Origin of the sequence: Nonomuraea sediminis (genome assembly GCF_018531495.1) — a bacterium.
In the GTDB taxonomy this organism is placed as follows: Bacteria; Actinomycetota; Actinomycetes; order Streptosporangiales; family Streptosporangiaceae; genus Nonomuraea; species Nonomuraea sediminis.
Genome location: NZ_JAHDTI010000004.1, coordinates 683,406 through 698,020 on the forward strand (window position 1 = coordinate 683,406; position 14,615 = coordinate 698,020).

Sequence of the window (14,615 nt, forward strand, 5' to 3'; positions counted from 1 at the left end):
GGGGAGAATCCTGGGATGAGGATCACGGCGCAGGAGCTCAACCGGGCCACGCTCGGCAGGCAGATGCTGCTGGGGCGGGAGGCGGCCGGGGTGACCGACGGCGTCCGGCGGGTGGTGGCGTTGCAGGCGCAGCAGGCCGCCTCGCCGTACATCGCGCTGTGGAACCGGCTCGAGGGGTTCGATCCCGCCGAGGTGGATGCCGCCTTCGCCGGCCGTACGGTCGTCAAGGCGACGTTGATGAGGATCACGCTGCACGCGGTGCACGCCGACGACTACGGGACCTTCCGCGAGGCGGTGCAGCCGACGCTGCGCAGCGCGCGGCTCCACGACCGCCGCTGTACGACGTTCCCGGCGCGCCGCGCCCGCCTGCGGACACACCCGCCCCGCCCAGGCTGATGGCCATGTGGGACAGCGTCCTGCTCGCCCACCACGACCGCGGCCGCGTCATCCCGCCCGGCTACCGCAAGCTGGTGGCCAGGTCGAACGGCGACGTGCTGCCGACGCTGCTGGTCGACGGCTACGTCGCTGGCGTGTGGCGCCCGGTCGTCGGCGGCATCGAGGCCACCGCCTTCCACCGCCTCCCGGCCGGGGCCTGGGACGGGCTGGCCGCCGAGGCCCATGCGCTGCTCGCCCTGCTGGCCGTCCGCGAGCCCCGCGTCTACCGCCGCTACGACCGCTGGTGGGACGGCCTGCCCGCCGCCGAGGTGCGCGTCCTTGCCTGAAGAGCGCGGCGGCGGTAGTACTGCACGGTCAGCAGCCCGAGCAGCGGCCCCCAGGCGGCCAGCGGCCAGTACATGACGTTGAAGACCACCGTCTGCCATCCGTGCGTGATCAGCCCGCTCGGATCCCCGTTGAGCTTCAGGCCGAAGCTTCCCATGACCATCGAGTACGGGAAGACCATCAAGACGATCGCGCCGAGGCCCGCGGGGACGACGGCGGCCGGCACCGGCACCCGGCGACCGCCCAGCCGGGGATCCACCGCGGCCACACCTCGCCCCACTGGCTGACCAGCCCCACGGTGAGGAACGCCGCCGCCTCGCTGACCACGCTGAGCGCGAGAATGTAGGCCCACCCGCCGTCGAACCCCTCGCCGGGAGGCGTCGGACCGTACTCCAGCAACGGCACCTCGAGGATGAACCCCGCGATCCGCCACAGCCCGGAGGGCAGCACGAGCAGCGGGGTGGCGTAGGCGGCCAGCACGGCCCAGCGGGGCACGCCCGCCGCGGTCCGGCCGTGCAGCCTCGTCATGATGGTGTGCGCGGACATGGGGATCTCCTCGTATCGCCGGCTCGTCCCCAAGATCGCAGTCACCCCGAGGCCCGCTCATCCCCCGCGAGAGGGCATGCCCTCCCCAACGAGGGGGAGCGACCCCTTTCTGTCGGGGCGGCTGAGTATCCTCTGCCGCGTGCCTTCACCCACAGCCCAGCGCCTCGGCGTCGTCCCGTCCGTGTTCGCCGTGGAGCACGTGCCCCACGCCACCTTTCCCGAGGACGACGAGTGGATCGCCCTGGTCCGCGCCCCTGAGGGCCTCACGATCGTGCGCGAGACCTGGCCCACCGGCTCGGGCGAGCGCTGGATAGGCCTGTACGGCGGAGCCAGCGCCCACGGTCTGGACGCCCCCGGCATGCTGGCCGCCGTGGTGGGCCCCCTGGCGGAAGCCGCCATCCCGGTGTTCGTGGCCTCCACCTACCACGCCGACCTGGTCCTGGTCCCCGACCACCGCATCGACGAGGCCATCACCGCCCTGGAGTCCGCCGGCCACTCGGTGGACACCACCCACCTCAAACCCCGCCCCACCCCCTGACCCACCCCAGTCCGACGCCACCGGATCGAGACGCCCTGACGACCAGCTGCGGACGCTTCTAGACGGGCCACCCGGTGCATCGCCGCCCTGGACGCACGCGGGCTCCAGGTCGAGGAGCCCGAACCGGTGCTGTACGTCGCGAGACGGTCGCGGGGGCGTGGCCCTTCTTCGGCGTCGGGGAGACTCCCGGTGAGCACCCGAGCATCGGATCCGGCGCAGGCCAGCGCGCTGTAGCCGCGCGGTGGCCGTGCTCGCTTCCGCGGCGGCCGACCGGCACTCGGTGGCCGTGCTCGCTTCCGCGGCGGCCGTGCTCGCCTCCGCGGCGGCTGACCGGCATGCGGCGGCCGTGCTCGCCTCCGCGGCGGCCGACCGGCATGCGGCGGCCGTGCTCGCCTCCGAGTGCCGGTCGGCCGGCGCGCACGGCCCGTGCGCACGGCCGACGCGCACTGGAGCCTGGGCCGGGTGAGAGTGGCGTGGTGGGAGACGGCTGGCGCGTGTTCCCGGAGGGTGGTCTCTCCTCGTGGGTAGGTGTCGGGGTTCTTGCTGTCAGGCGGACTCGCGGAGGATGAGTTCGGTGGGGAGGATGACGGGTGGGGTGGGGGCGCCTTCCAGGTGGGTGAGGAGGAGGGCGACCATGGCGGCCGCCTGTTCGGTCACCGGGTGGCGGATGGTTGTCAGGGGTGGGTCTGTGTACTTGGCGGCTTCTATGTCGTCGAAGCCGATCACCGCCACGTCGTCGGGGACTCGGCGGCCCGCCTGGCGGAGGGACTGGAGGGCGCCTACGGCCATGAGGTCGTTGGCGACGAAGACCGCGTCCAGGGCGGGGTCGTCGTGCAGGAGCTGGCGCATGGCCACCGCGCCCGACTCGCGGGTGAAGTCGCCCACCGCGACGATCGAGCGGCGGTCGGAGTCGCGCAGGACGTTGCGGTAGCCCGTCAGGCGGTCCTGGCCGCCGATCATGTCCTGGGGTCCCGCGATCGTGGCGATGCGGCGGCGGCCCAGCTCCACCAGGCGCCGCACGGCCGTCTCGGCGCCGCCCACGTTGTCGTTGTCGACGTAGGGGATGTCGACGGGTACGGCGGGCCTGCCGTACGAGACGACGGGGACGCGCAGGCGGGCCAGTGCGGCGGGGAGCGGGTCGGCGCCGTGCATCGAGATGAGCATCGCCCCGTCGACGTGACCGCCGGCGATGTAGCGCTCCACGCGGGCGTGGCTGCGTGCTGAGGAGGCGAGCATGAGCACGACCTGCTTGTCGGCGGCCTCCAGCTCGATGCTGGCCGAGCGGATCACGGTGGCGAACAGCGGGTCCTCGGAGAAGACGCGGGTGGGCGGCTCGGAGACGACCAGCGCGATCGAGTCCGTGCGCTGGGTGACCAGGCTGCGGGCCGCCGAGTTGGGGACGTAGCCGAGCTCGTCGATGGCGTGCAGGACGGTCTCGCGGATGTGCGGTGCCACGGTCGACAGGCCGTTGACGACCCGGGACACGGTTGCGCGCGATACCCCGGCACGGGCGGCGACCGCCTCCAGCGTGGGCCGCTTCATCTCGCGATCCCACGGAGGGTGAGAGGAGCCACGGCAGGAGCCTAGCCGCCACCGCCCCCCACGCCGCACCCCAGAACCACCGACCACCCAGGCGAGCCCCACAACGCTGCACGCGTGCCCCGGAAACGCTGAGCGCCGGGGATCCGGAAGCGCCGAGCGCCACGGGCGCGATCCGGGACGTCGAGCGTCACCGGCGTGACCGGGAACGCTGATCGCCGGGGGCGCGATCCGGGACGTCGAGTGTCGCGGGCGTGACCGGGAACGTTGAGCGCGGGGGGCGCGATCCGGGGGTGCTGAGTGCCGCGGGCTGTGACGGGGGAGCGGGTCAGGCTGAGTCGCGGATGATGAGTTCGGTGGGGAGGATGACCGGGGTGCCGGGGTGGCCGTCGAGTAGGTCGAGGAGCAGGCGGACCATGGCGGCGGCCTGCTCCGGGATCGGGTGGCGGACGGTGGTGAGCGCGGGCTCGGTGAACCTGGCGGCCTCGATGTCGTCGAAACCCACCACGGCCACGTCGTCCGGCACCCGGCGCCCAGCCTGCCGCAGCGACTGCAGCGCCCCGATGGCCATCAGGTCGTTGGCCACGAACACCGCGTCGAGCGCCGGATCGTCGCCGAGCAGCTGCCGCATCGCCACGGCCCCCGACTCGCGGGTGAAGTCGCCGACCGCCACGATCGAGCGCCGGTCGGAGCCGTTGAGCACGTTGCGGTAGCCGGCGAGCCGGTCCTGCCCGCCGATCATGTCCTGCGGCCCGGCGATGGTGGCGATCCGCCGCCGGCCGGAGGCCAGCAGGTGCCGCACGGCCGCCTCGGCGCCGCCCACGTTGTCGTTGTCGACGTAGGGCAGATCGACGGGTACGGCGGGCCTGCCGTACGACACGACGGGCACGCGCAGGCGCGACAGGGCGGCGGGCAGGGCGTCGGCGCCGTGCATCGAGATGAGCATGACGCCGTCGACGTGCCCGCCGGCCACGTAGCGCTCGACCCTGGTGTGGCTGCGGGAGGAGGAGACCAGCATGAGAATGACCTGCTTGTCGGCCGCCTCGAGCTCCACGCTGGCCGAGCGGATCACCGTGGAGAACAGCGGGTCCTCGGAGAAGACCCGGGTGGGCGGCTCGGAGACGACCAGCGCCACCGAGCCCGTGCGCTGGGTGACCAGGCTGCGCGCGGCCGAGTTGGGCACGTAGCCCAGCTCCTGCACCGCGCGCAGCACGGCGTCGCGGATGTGCGGCGCCACCGTGGGCCGGCCGTTGACGACCCGGGAGGCGGTCGCCCTGGACACCCCGGCCCTGACGGCGACCGCCTCCAGCGTGGGGCGCTTGATCACGGCCCGTTCCCCGCGATCACGTCGCGGTACCACAGGGCGGAGTCCTTCGGAGTCCTGGCCTGCGTGGCGTAGTCGACGTGCACCAGCCCGAACCGTTCGTCGTAGCCGAAGGCCCACTCGAAGTTGTCCAGCAGCGACCACACCAGGTACCCGCGCACGTCGGCGCCCGCCTCGATGGCGTGCCCGACCTCCCGCAGGTGCTCGGCGAGGTAGGCGATCCGGTCGTCGTCGTGCACCCGGCCGCCGTCCACCACGTCGTCGAAGGCGGCCCCGTTCTCGGTGACCATGAAGCCGACCTCGGGGTAGTCCCGCGACAGCCGTACCAGCAGCCTGGACAGGCCGTCGGGGACGATCGGCCAGCCCATCGCCGTGGTCGGCGCGTCGGCCGCGGCGAACCTGATGCCCTCGGAGCCGGGCCAGGCCAGGTCGGCGGGTTCGCCGGGAGCGGCCTGCACCACGCACGGGTTGTAGTAGTTGATCCCGACCAGGTCGATCGGCGTGCTGATGATCTCCAGGTCGCCGTCGCGTGCCTCGTGCCGGATCTCGTCGGGATACCTCCCGCGCAGCACCGGGTCGAGGAAGCGGCGGGTCAGCAGCGCGTGGATGCGGTCCACGGCCGCCGCGTCCGCCTCGCCCGGCACCGAGGCGGGGTCGTTGACCTGCGCGGGGGTCAGCACGGGAGCCGAGTTGACGACCAGCATGAGGCTGCGCGCCCCGAGCTCGCGCAGCCTCCCCGCGGCCAGCCCGTGGGCGAGCAGCAGGTGGTGGGCCGCCCGCTCGGCGTCGTCGGCGTCCTTGCGCCCCGGCGCGTGCACGCCGTTGCCGTAGCCGAGGAAGGCCGACACCCACGGCTCGTTCAGCGTCGTCCAGTGCTCGACGCGGTCTCCCAGCCTGTCGTGTACGGCTACCGCGTAGTCGGCGAAGCGGTAGGCGGTATCCCTGAGCGGCCACCCGCCCCGGTCTTCGAGAGCCTGGGGAAGGTCCCAGTGATAGAGCGTCACATACGGCGAAATTTCGGCCTCTAGGAGTGCGTCTACGAGCCTGTCGTAGAAGGCGAGGCCTTTCGGATTTGCCGGACCTGTGCCGTCGGCCTGGATGCGCGGCCAGGCCACCGAGAACCGGTAGGCCTTCAGCCCGAGCTCGCGCATCAGCCGCACGTCGGACCGGTAGCGGTGGTAGTGGTCGCAGGCCACGTCCCCGGTGTGGCCCATCGCGACGTTGCCGGGGGTGCGGGAGAAGGTGTCCCAGATCGACGGGCCGCGCCCGTCCTCGTCGACCGCCCCCTCGATCTGGTAGGAGGCCGTGGCGGCACCCCAGACGAAGCTTTCCGGAAATTTCATCCCTTAACGGCTCCTTGCATGATTCCGCCAATGATCTGCCTGCCGAACAGCGCGAAGACCACCACCAGCGGGAGCGTCCCGAGCGCCGTGCCCGTCAGCCCCAGCACGTAGTCGTTGACGTAGCCGCTGGCCAGGGTCGACAGCGCCACCTGGACCGTCGGATTGTCGGGGGTGAGGACGACCAGCGGCCAGAAGTAGTCGTTCCAGGCCGACATGAACGTCAGCATCCCCAGCACGGCCGCCGCCGGCCGGGCGGCCGGGATCACCACGTGCCAGAACAGTCCCCACGTCGTGCACCCGTCGACCCGCCCCGCCTCGAGCAGCTCGGTCGGCAGCGCCCTGGACAGGTACTGCGTCATGAAGAACACGCCGAACGCGTTGACCAGCGCGGGGACGATCAGCGCGTAGGTGGTGCCGGTCCACTCCAGCTTCACCATCAGCATGTACAGCGGGATGATCCCGAGCTGGGTGGGCACCATCATGGTCGCCACCGTGATCAGCAGCAGCGCGTTCCTGCCGCGGAAGCGCAGCTTGGCGAAGGCGAAGCCGGCCAGCGTGGAGAAGAACATCACCGCGACCGAGATCGAGCCCGCCACCAGGACCGAGTTCGCCAGCGCCAGCGCGAACGGCACGGTGTCGAACACCCGGGCCACGTTGGCCAGGAAGTTCCCGCCCGGCCACAGCGGCGGCGGCACCTCGGCCAGCGCCGAGTTGTGGCGCGAGGCCACCACCACGCTGTAGTACAGCGGGAAGGCGGAGAAGAAGGCCACCGCGATCAGCGTCAGATAGCGCAGTCTCATCGCATCCGCCTGGTGAGCGCGTAGTTGAGGCCCGCCACGATCGCCACGATGAGGAACATCACCCAGGAGGCGGCCGAGGCGTAGCCGAAGTCGAACTTGGTGAAGCCCTGCTCGTAGACGAACAGCGCGAGCGTTTGGAACTGCCTGTCGGGACCGCCGCTGGCGATGCCGCCCCCGCCGCCGCTGCTGGCCCCGTAGAGCAGCGGCTCGGCGATGATCTGCATGGCGCCGATGGTGGAGACGATCACCACGAACACGATCGTGGGCCTGATCATCGGCAGCGTGATCTTACGCAGCTGCGTGAAGCCCGAGGCGCCGTCGATCGTGGCGGCCTCGTACAGCTCGCGCGGCACGGCCTGCATCGCGGCCAGGAAGATCAGCGCGTTGTAGCCGGTCCACCGCCACATGATCATCGTGGAGAGCGCGATGTGGGAGGTGGCCGTGCCGGCCGCCCAGTCGATGCTGCCCACGCCGAACCACGACAGCACCCAGTTGATCAGCCCGTAGTCGCGGCCGAACAGCTGGCTGAAGATCACCACCACGGCGACCACGCTGGTCACGTTGGGCAGCAGCAGCGAGACCCGGAAGAAGGTCTGCCAGCGCAGCGGCCGGTTCAGCAGGTGCGCCAGCCAGATGGCCAGCAGCAGCTGCGGCACGGTCGACACGACGCCGATCGACAGCGTGTTGAACGCGGCGTTCCAGAAGTAGCCGTCGGACAGCAGCGTGCCGAAGTTGTCCAGCCCGACGAAGGCGTGCTCGTCGGAGGTCAGCGTCCAGTCGTGCAGGCTCACCCACGCCGTGAACAGCAGCGGGAACAGCCCGAACGCACAGAACAGCAGGAAGAACGGGGCGACGTAGGCGTACGGCGACACCCTCATGTCGAGGGTGTGCCGCACGCCGCGCCGATGCTTGGGCAAGGACGCCGAGAGCGTGGTCATTTGATCTTCTTGACGTCCTCGAGCACCTGGGCCCACGCCTGGTCGGGCGTCTGCTTGCCCTGCTCGACCCGGCCCAGGCCGTCACCGATCGCGGTGCGGACGTCGGGCTCCTTGGGGCCGAGGTGCTGCGGCTTGAGCGCCTTGGCGGCCTCGGAGTAGATCTTGCCGATGGGGGCGTCGCCGAAGAACGGCTTGGTGAAGTTCTGGATCGACGGGTCGTCGTAGAGCGCCGGGATCGAGGGGAACGTGCCCTCCTCCTTGAACACCCTGGCCTGGTTGTCCTTGGAGGTCAGGAAGTCGATCAGCTCGGCCGCCTCCTTAGGGTGCTTGCTCTGCCTGGGCACCATCAGGTGGGATCCGCCGCTGTTGCCCGATCCGCCGGGCACGGTGGCGATGTCCCACTTGCCGGTGGCGTTCTTGGCCTGCTCCTGGATGAAGCCCGTCATCCAGGCCGGGCAGATGATCGTGGCGAACGACCCCTTGGCGAAGCCGGTGTTCCACGGCGGCGAGAAGGCGGCCAGCTTGGCGGTCAGCCCGTCCAGGCTGAGGTGGTTGGACAGGTCCCAGGCCTGCTTAACGGCCGGGTTGCTGGCCACGATGATGTTGTCCTGGTCGTCGTAGAGCCCCTGCGGCGCCTGGTTGACCATGGCGCGGAAGATCTCGCCGGGCGCGTCGACGAACTTGGCCCCCGCCACGCCGGCCGCGGCGAACTTCTTGCCGGTCTCGATGTACTGCTGCCAGGTTGGCCACAGCGCGGCCACCTGGGTCCTGTCGGTCGGCAGGCCCGCCTTCTTGAACAGGTCCTTGCGGTAGCACATGGCCAGGCCGCCGACGTCGGTGCCGAGGCCGAGCAGCTGCTTGCCGTCCTTGCTGAGCCCCTGCTGCCACTTCCAGTCCAGGTAGTCGCCCTGCCGCTTGCCGAGCCCGAACTGGTCGAGATCGTAGAAGCGGCTCGCCTGGGCGGTGAACGTGCTGATGTAGCCCACCTCGACGGCCTCGATGTCGGCCGCGCCGGAGTTGGTGGCCAGCTGCTTGATCAGGTTGTTGTGGTGGTCGTTGAACTGCGTCACCTGCTCGGTGACCTCCACGTTGGGGTGGGTCTTCTTGTACTCCTCGTAGAGCGGCTTGAAGCCGAAGTCGCCGAAGAGCGCGACGCTGAGCTTCACCTTCTCGCCCGGCTTGGCCGCCGGCGGCGTGGAGCCGCCACCGCCACCGCACGCGGCCGCGAGGGCCACCACACAGACACTGATCAGGGGTACGGCGAGCCGCGGTTTCATGGCAACCCTCCAGGGGGTGGGGAACGGGCTGAGAGAGCGCTCTCTCGAAAGAGTGCTGCGCATCACAGAGTGCGTCAACGAGTGCCAGGTAACGATGAGAGAACGCTCTCTCAGGCGCTCCGGCTCGCGGGGTTTGAGAGAGTGTGCCCGTGCAGATCCTCATTCCCGCGCTCGTCGCGGCCCTGTTACCGCTGGCCCCCGCCACCTCGACTGCCGGCTCCAGCGACGTCTACCGCAACTACGCGCAGCTCGCCGCGCACGAGGTGGAGGGGAAGGACTACCTGCGCGTCCAGCGCTTCCCCGCCGGCGCCAAGGTGGCGCACATCGCCATCCACGGCGGCGCCATCGAGGCGCCCACCACCCAGCTGGCCGACCAGGCCGCCGCCTCCACCCGCCAGGCCTTCTACTCCTTCGAGGGGATCAAGGTCGCGGGCAACAGCAAGCTCCACATCACCTCCACCCACTTCGACGAGCCGAAGGCGGTCAAGCTGGTCGGGGCCGTGGACTACACGGTCTCCTGGCACGCCGCGTCGGGGGCCAAGGCGACCACCTTCGTGGGCGGGCGGGACAGGGAGCTGATCCGCCGCGTCACCGCCGCGCTCAAGGCGGCCGGGTTCGGCGTGGCGGTCACCGTACCCGAGGAGATCGGCGGTGACAGCCCGCGCAACATCGCCAACAGGAACCACCGCGGGATGGGCGTCCAGCTGGAGATCAGCCGCGGCCAGCGCGAGCAGTTCTTCGCCGGCGGCAAGCTGGGCCGGGCCTGGGTCGAGGACCCCTCTCACCGGACCAAGGCGTTCTACCGCTACATCAACGCCGTCAATCAGGCTCTGGCGAACCGGACCCCGTACTAGGACAGGACGCGGCCCACCAGCCGGGAGTACATGCGGCTCGGGCTCGGGGTGGTGGTCAGGAAGCCGGGGAGCATCGGCAGCTTCACGGCGAAGGGCTGCAGGCGGTCGTAGAGCACGTTGGCGTCGGCGGGCCGTTCCTCCGGCTTCTTGGCGAGCAGCTCCGACAGCAGCGCACCGAGCCCGTCGGGCAGGTCGGGCACGCCCGGCGGGCTCTCCTTGACCTGCTTCTCGAAGACCACGTAGTCCGTGGGCCCGGTGAACAGCTGGCGGCCCGTCAGCATCTCGTGCAGGACACAGCCCAGCGCGTACAGGTCGCTGCGCGGCTCGGCGACGCCGTGCTGGATCTGCTCGGGCGCCATGTAGGCGGGCGTGCCGAGGATCTGGCCGATCCTGGTGAACGTGGTGACGTCCGTGTCGCGCAACATGGCCAGGCCGAAGTCGAGCACCTTCACGCTGCCGTCGGGGCAGAGCATCAGGTTGGTGGGCTTCAGGTCGCGGTGGCAGATCGACAGCGCGTGCGCCGCCGACAGCACGGCCGCCGCCTGCGCGGCGATCGCGGCCGCCCAGGGGACCGGCAGCGGGCCGTGCTCGCTGACGACGTCGGCCACCGTGACGCCCTCGATGAACTGCATCACCTGGTAGAGCCGCTGCTCGTGGGTGCCGAAGTCGTACAGCACCGGCGCGCCCGGGTGCTCGAGGCGGGCCAGGATGCGCGCCTCGCGGATGAAACGGCGCTCCAGCTCCTGGTCGGGGCCGCTGGGCAGGCGCAGCAGCTTGACGGCGACCCGGCGGTCGAGGTGGCGGTCGTGACCGGCGTAGACCGCACCCATGCCGCCCTGCCCCAGAGGAAGGTCGTCGAGCTCATAGCGGTCGCCGATGACCATTCGCCCCTCCCCGCAGCCTTTCCGGAAAAACTACACCGTCCTGTGCTTTCACGAGTGCGTCGTGGAATCCCGGTGCCACAGGCGATCGCGACGCGGAGCGCTGATGAGAGGGCGGGCGCAAGGCGGATGGATCAGGAGGAGTGGGGGTGGAGGTGGCCGTCGGTGAGGCCGTCGAGGCCCAGGCGGATCAGCGTCTGCCCGAGCGCGGCGGTCTCGCGCAGGGCGTCCTCCAGTACGGCCAGCTGTTTGAAGGCCGTGCCGTACTGCCGCTGCTCGTCCAGCGAGAGCCGCGGCAGGCGGGTGCGGCGCACGTCGAAGCGGCTCGAGCCGGTCGTGGCGCGCCCGCCCGCGGCGCGCAGGAAACCGGCCAGGAAGTCCGGGTCGAGCCGCCTGGCATCGACCCGGTAGAGCGTGAGGTGCGGGCCGAGCACCGCGCCGCCCTCGGCCATCACCCGGACGCTGGAGTAGGACGCGACCACGTCGCCGGGCTCCACGGCGACCAGCCCGTCGGGTACGGCGGTGCGGCCCGAGGCCGTGGCGCCGGTGGCCACGTCGTCGGCCGTCAGCACCGGGATGTCGCCCCCGTCGGCGACCATCTTCGGTGGCGCCTGGAGCGCGGTCACCAGGCCCTCCTTGATGAGGTCGCCGACCGTGGTCATCGGCTGGTCGAGCGGCTCGTCCAGCACCTTCAGGTCGGGCGGCGCGGCGGCCGCGGCCATGAAACGGTCTCTGGCCTCGGTGAAGGCCCTGCCCAGGTCGTCGCGGCGCTGGTGGCGGGCGGGGGTCATGTCGACCTCGTCGGCCAGCAGGTCGATGATGCGCACCGTCTGGTCGGAACGGTCCTCCAGGTAGGCGTGCCAGGCGGGCTCGACGCTGCCCAGATCCTCCGTGGCCTCCAGGATGAGCACCTCGGACGGCGGGCGCTCGCCCGCCATGGGCCTGCGCAGCAGCCACAGGTCGCTGCCAGGGAGCGCGATCACGGCCCTGAGCGCGCCCGCGCGCAGCAGGTTGGCCCTGATGCGGCGGCCGGCCTTGCGGCTGGCGGCGGCCGGCGGCATCAGGATGGCCACCAGGCCGCCGGGACGCGCGTGGCCGAGGCAGTGCTGCACCCAGGCCAGCTCGGGCTCGCCGCGCGGCGGCAGACCGTACTCCCAGCGGGGGTCGCCGGTGAGCTCCTCGTAGCCCCACGTCCGCTCGTTGAAGGGCGGGTCGCACACCACGGCGTCGGCCCGCTTGCCGGGGAAGCCGTCGTGGCGCATCGCGTCGCCCGCCACGACCTCCGCCTGGACGCCGCGCAGCCGCAGCCGGGCGGCCGCGATGCAGGCGGAGTTGTCGCTGAGGTCCTGCCCGAGCACGCGCACGGAGTCGCCCGCGGCCAGCAGGAGCGTGCCCACGCCCGCGGCCGGGTCGAGGACCGTGCCACGGTCGGCGCCGGCCAGCCGTACCATCAGCGCGGCGATGTCGTCGCGGGTGACCGAAAGCTGGCGGGAGTGGGCCTCCAGGTAGCGCTCGACCAGGAACTCGTAGGCGGTGAGCGCGCCGTGCTGCTCGGCCAGCTCGGTGACGAGGGTCGCCGTCTCGGGCTCCAGCGTGCTCTCGCCGACCGTGAGGAGGGCGCCCGCCTCGGCCACGAGCTCGCCCAGGCGCAAATCGCCCGCGGCTTTCAGTCGTTGCCACACCCGATCACCCAGTGATACCTGGTAGGACTTCCCATAGCGGCGCAACCACGCCTCGACTTGGCGCAGCGAGAACAGGGGCTGGTTGGCGGTGCCGCCGATGGGAGAGGGGAAGTCGTCGTGGCGGCGGCGCCAGTTGCTCACCGCGGCCCGCCCGACACCGGCGAGCCGGGCGATGTCCCCGGCGTTGACGGTCGGGTCGTGGCTCATGAAGCCACAGTAGTTCACAAGAGTCTTCAGCGCATCTGCTTGTGAAGTCTTTCAACCAATGATTTACTGCAGGGTATGAAGCACAACATCCGCTATGCCGCCGGATCAGACGTGGGCCGCCGCAGAGAGCAGAACGAGGATTCGGGCTACGCGAGCGCCCGGCTGCTGGTGGTGGCGGACGGGATGGGCGGACACGCGGCGGGGGAGCTGGCCAGCTCCGCCGCGATCGCGGTCATGCGCGAGCTGGATGGGACGCTTCCCGAGACGGGCACCGACCTGGAGGCCGCGCTGGAGGGCGCGGTGCACGAGGCGGGGCGCAGGCTGGTCGAGCTGGCAGACATCGACCCCGCGCGCAGGGGGATGGGGACCACGGTGACCGCCATGCTGTTCGACGGCTACCGATTCGCCCTGGCTCATCTCGGTGACTCCCGCGGATATCTGCTGCGCGACGGCGCTCTTTACCAGATGACCAAGGATCACACACTTGTCCAGTCGATGGTGGACGAAGGGCGGATCACGGAGGATCAGGCGGCCGTCCATCCCCGCCGCTCGATGGTGCTGCGGGTGCTGGGCAGCGAGGGCAGGGCCGAGCCCGACATGGCGTTGCGCGAGGCGGAGCCCGATGATCGCTACCTCCTGTGTTCCGACGGTCTCACCGCGGTGCTGGGGCCCGAGGTCCTGCACGAGGTCCTGACCACGGTGGCAGACCCGGCCGCCGCGGTCCAGCGCCTCATCGACCTGGCCAACCAGGGCGGTTCGCCGGACAACGTGACCGTCATCGTGGCCGATGCGGTGGCCCCGGGCGACGGCGACACGAAGGTCTACAGGGTGGGCGCCGGCTCCTAACTCTGATCGTAGACTGCCTCATCTACCTCACGAGTCACAGAGCCGAAATTTCGGCTCATATGTAGACACTTTCCGAGTGTGGCGCACGGATCGGCGATCGTACTACTACAGTCCATCGTGATCTGCTTGGCCTACGGGAGGAGTCGCCCTGGACCCGATCGCGGAGGCGTTGCTCAAGGAGATCCGCTCGGAGCTCGGCTATCGCGAGAAGGGCGGGGGAACCAGCAAGTTCGGCCAGTGGTACGCGGCGCGCGTCCAGGACACGCAGTACAGGGACGGCCCGTGGTGCGACATGCTCATCGCCTGGGCCGCCGACAGGGCGGGCGTGGGCAAGTACGTCGGCCAGTTCGCCTGGACGCCGTCCCACGCCAAATGGTTCATGACCATGCACGCGTGGACCGGCAAGCCCGAGCCGGGCGCGCTGGTGTTCTTCGACTGGAGCGGCGGCAAGAGCTACACGGGCATCGACCACGTCGGCGTCGTCGTGAGCGTGTCGGGTTCGAAGATCCACACTCTCGAGGGCAACATCGACCGCGGGGTGCTCAAGGCCAAGACCCGCGACCAGTCCAAGGTCGTCGGGTACGGCGTGCCACGCCTGGTCAAGGCCTACCTGGACGCCGGCGGGATCCGGGCCACCGAACGGCCGTTCGTGATGACGCAGCCGCGGCCCGAGCGGCCCGTGACGCTGGACTTCGGCGTGATCCCGCAGGTCGTGTTAGCCGCGATGGTCCTGCTGACCGTGATGCTGTCCATGAGGTGGGCCCGCTCCAACGGCCGTCACCGCCGCGGCATCCTCGCGCTGCTTCGCTTCCGCCGGGCCGCCGCCAAGCCCGCCCCCGCCGCCGTCCCCCGGCCCCGCACCGCGCCCTCGTCCGGGGTGAAGCGGGCCGGCGCGTCCAAGCCCGAGGTGAGGCGGACCAGCAGCCGGATGCCTGGACTTGAGCGCGTGCGGGCCACGCCGTCCGGCGTCCTGACGGACCGGGAGATCGACGACACCGATCGCTTCCTGCCGTATCTGGAACGTTCTCCTGAGGAGAAGCCGGTACGGCTGCGGCCTTACGAACCCAGACCCAGGAAACGCACTCCCGCCTGAGCGCGCGGCCTACTAGGACGTCCTACT

17 protein-coding genes are annotated in these 14,615 nt (G+C 70.8%); 7 read left to right on the plus strand and 10 right to left on the minus strand.

Going from position 1 to position 14,615, the window contains the following annotated elements; all coding sequences use genetic code 11:
- Window positions 1-15 precede the first annotated feature (15 nt).
- On the plus strand, window positions 16-396 hold the full coding sequence (locus tag KIK09_RS23040; protein ID WP_214321341.1) for a DNA glycosylase AlkZ-like family protein: 381 nt from the start codon (window positions 16-18) through the stop codon (window positions 394-396).
- A complete protein-coding gene (locus KIK09_RS23045; protein WP_250573698.1) occupies window positions 336-722 on the plus strand; it encodes a DNA glycosylase AlkZ-like family protein in 387 nt (128 codons plus the stop codon). Before KIK09_RS23040 ends, KIK09_RS23045 begins: the two co-directional genes overlap by 61 nt.
- Here KIK09_RS23045 and KIK09_RS57930 read toward each other — a convergent pair.
- Together KIK09_RS57930 and KIK09_RS57935 are read right to left on the minus strand one after the other, a co-directional pair.
- Window positions 668-901 (minus strand): hypothetical protein, encoded by a 234-nt coding sequence (locus KIK09_RS57930; protein WP_250573554.1) that lies wholly within the window; start codon window positions 899-901, stop codon window positions 668-670. The two genes, KIK09_RS23045 and KIK09_RS57930, sit on opposite strands and share 55 nt — an antisense overlap.
- Window positions 901-1,266, minus strand: a complete 366-nt coding sequence (locus KIK09_RS57935) for a hypothetical protein (protein WP_250573555.1) — start codon at window positions 1,264-1,266, stop codon at window positions 901-903. Before KIK09_RS57935 ends, KIK09_RS57930 begins: the two co-directional genes overlap by 1 nt.
- A gap of 139 nt (window positions 1,267-1,405) precedes the next feature.
- Here KIK09_RS57935 and KIK09_RS59355 point away from each other — a divergent pair, with 139 nt between their 5' ends.
- Both KIK09_RS59355 and KIK09_RS23060 read left to right on the plus strand, forming a co-directional pair.
- Complete coding sequence (locus KIK09_RS59355; protein WP_308164243.1) at window positions 1,406-1,804, plus strand: ACT domain-containing protein; 399 nt, start codon at window positions 1,406-1,408, stop codon at window positions 1,802-1,804.
- Window positions 1,805-2,045: 241 nt separating this feature from the next.
- Entirely contained in the window at window positions 2,046-2,270 is a 225-nt protein-coding gene (locus KIK09_RS23060; protein ID WP_214321343.1) for a hypothetical protein, read from the plus strand.
- A gap of 80 nt (window positions 2,271-2,350) precedes the next feature.
- Here KIK09_RS23060 and KIK09_RS23065 read toward each other — a convergent pair whose 3' ends face one another.
- From KIK09_RS23065 to KIK09_RS23090, 6 genes are all read right to left on the minus strand, one after another.
- Entirely contained in the window at window positions 2,351-3,346 is a 996-nt protein-coding gene (locus tag KIK09_RS23065; RefSeq protein WP_214321344.1) for a LacI family DNA-binding transcriptional regulator, read from the minus strand.
- 325 nt (window positions 3,347-3,671) lie between these two features.
- The gene (locus KIK09_RS23070) at window positions 3,672-4,667 is read right to left on the minus strand and encodes a LacI family DNA-binding transcriptional regulator (protein ID WP_214321659.1); all 996 of its coding nucleotides are present in this window, start codon (window positions 4,665-4,667) and stop codon (window positions 3,672-3,674) included.
- Window positions 4,667-6,010 (minus strand): GH1 family beta-glucosidase, encoded by a 1,344-nt coding sequence (locus KIK09_RS23075; RefSeq protein ID WP_214321345.1) that lies wholly within the window; start codon window positions 6,008-6,010, stop codon window positions 4,667-4,669. Before KIK09_RS23075 ends, KIK09_RS23070 begins: the two co-directional genes overlap by 1 nt.
- Complete coding sequence (locus KIK09_RS23080; RefSeq protein WP_214321346.1) at window positions 6,007-6,810, minus strand: carbohydrate ABC transporter permease; 804 nt, start codon at window positions 6,808-6,810, stop codon at window positions 6,007-6,009. The genes KIK09_RS23075 and KIK09_RS23080 overlap by 4 nt, the downstream gene beginning before the upstream one ends.
- On the minus strand, window positions 6,807-7,748 hold the full coding sequence (locus KIK09_RS23085) for a carbohydrate ABC transporter permease (protein ID WP_214321347.1): 942 nt from the start codon (window positions 7,746-7,748) through the stop codon (window positions 6,807-6,809). The genes KIK09_RS23080 and KIK09_RS23085 overlap by 4 nt, the downstream gene beginning before the upstream one ends.
- The gene (locus KIK09_RS23090; RefSeq protein WP_214321348.1) at window positions 7,745-9,025 is read right to left on the minus strand and encodes an ABC transporter substrate-binding protein; all 1,281 of its coding nucleotides are present in this window, start codon (window positions 9,023-9,025) and stop codon (window positions 7,745-7,747) included. The genes KIK09_RS23085 and KIK09_RS23090 overlap by 4 nt, the downstream gene beginning before the upstream one ends.
- A 149-nt stretch (window positions 9,026-9,174) precedes the next feature.
- Here KIK09_RS23090 and KIK09_RS23095 point away from each other — a divergent pair, with 149 nt between their 5' ends.
- Window positions 9,175-9,879: a poly-gamma-glutamate hydrolase family protein gene (locus KIK09_RS23095; protein ID WP_214321349.1), complete on the plus strand. Its 705-nt coding sequence runs from the start codon at window positions 9,175-9,177 to the stop codon at window positions 9,877-9,879.
- Here the strand turns inward: KIK09_RS23095 and KIK09_RS23100 are convergent.
- Complete coding sequence (locus tag KIK09_RS23100; protein WP_214321350.1) at window positions 9,876-10,763, minus strand: serine/threonine-protein kinase; 888 nt, start codon at window positions 10,761-10,763, stop codon at window positions 9,876-9,878. The two genes, KIK09_RS23095 and KIK09_RS23100, sit on opposite strands and share 4 nt — an antisense overlap.
- Before the next feature lie 131 nt (window positions 10,764-10,894).
- On the minus strand, window positions 10,895-12,649 hold the full coding sequence (locus KIK09_RS23105) for an N-6 DNA methylase (protein WP_214321351.1): 1,755 nt from the start codon (window positions 12,647-12,649) through the stop codon (window positions 10,895-10,897).
- A 75-nt stretch (window positions 12,650-12,724) separates the two neighbouring features.
- On the opposite strand from KIK09_RS23105, the gene KIK09_RS23110 reads away from it, so the two are divergent.
- Both KIK09_RS23110 and KIK09_RS23115 read left to right on the plus strand, forming a co-directional pair.
- Entirely contained in the window at window positions 12,725-13,495 is a 771-nt protein-coding gene (locus tag KIK09_RS23110; protein ID WP_214321352.1) for a PP2C family protein-serine/threonine phosphatase, read from the plus strand.
- Window positions 13,496-13,664: 169 nt separating this feature from the next.
- Complete coding sequence (locus KIK09_RS23115) at window positions 13,665-14,588, plus strand: CHAP domain-containing protein (RefSeq protein ID WP_214321353.1); 924 nt, start codon at window positions 13,665-13,667, stop codon at window positions 14,586-14,588.
- Window positions 14,589-14,615 lie beyond the last annotated feature (27 nt).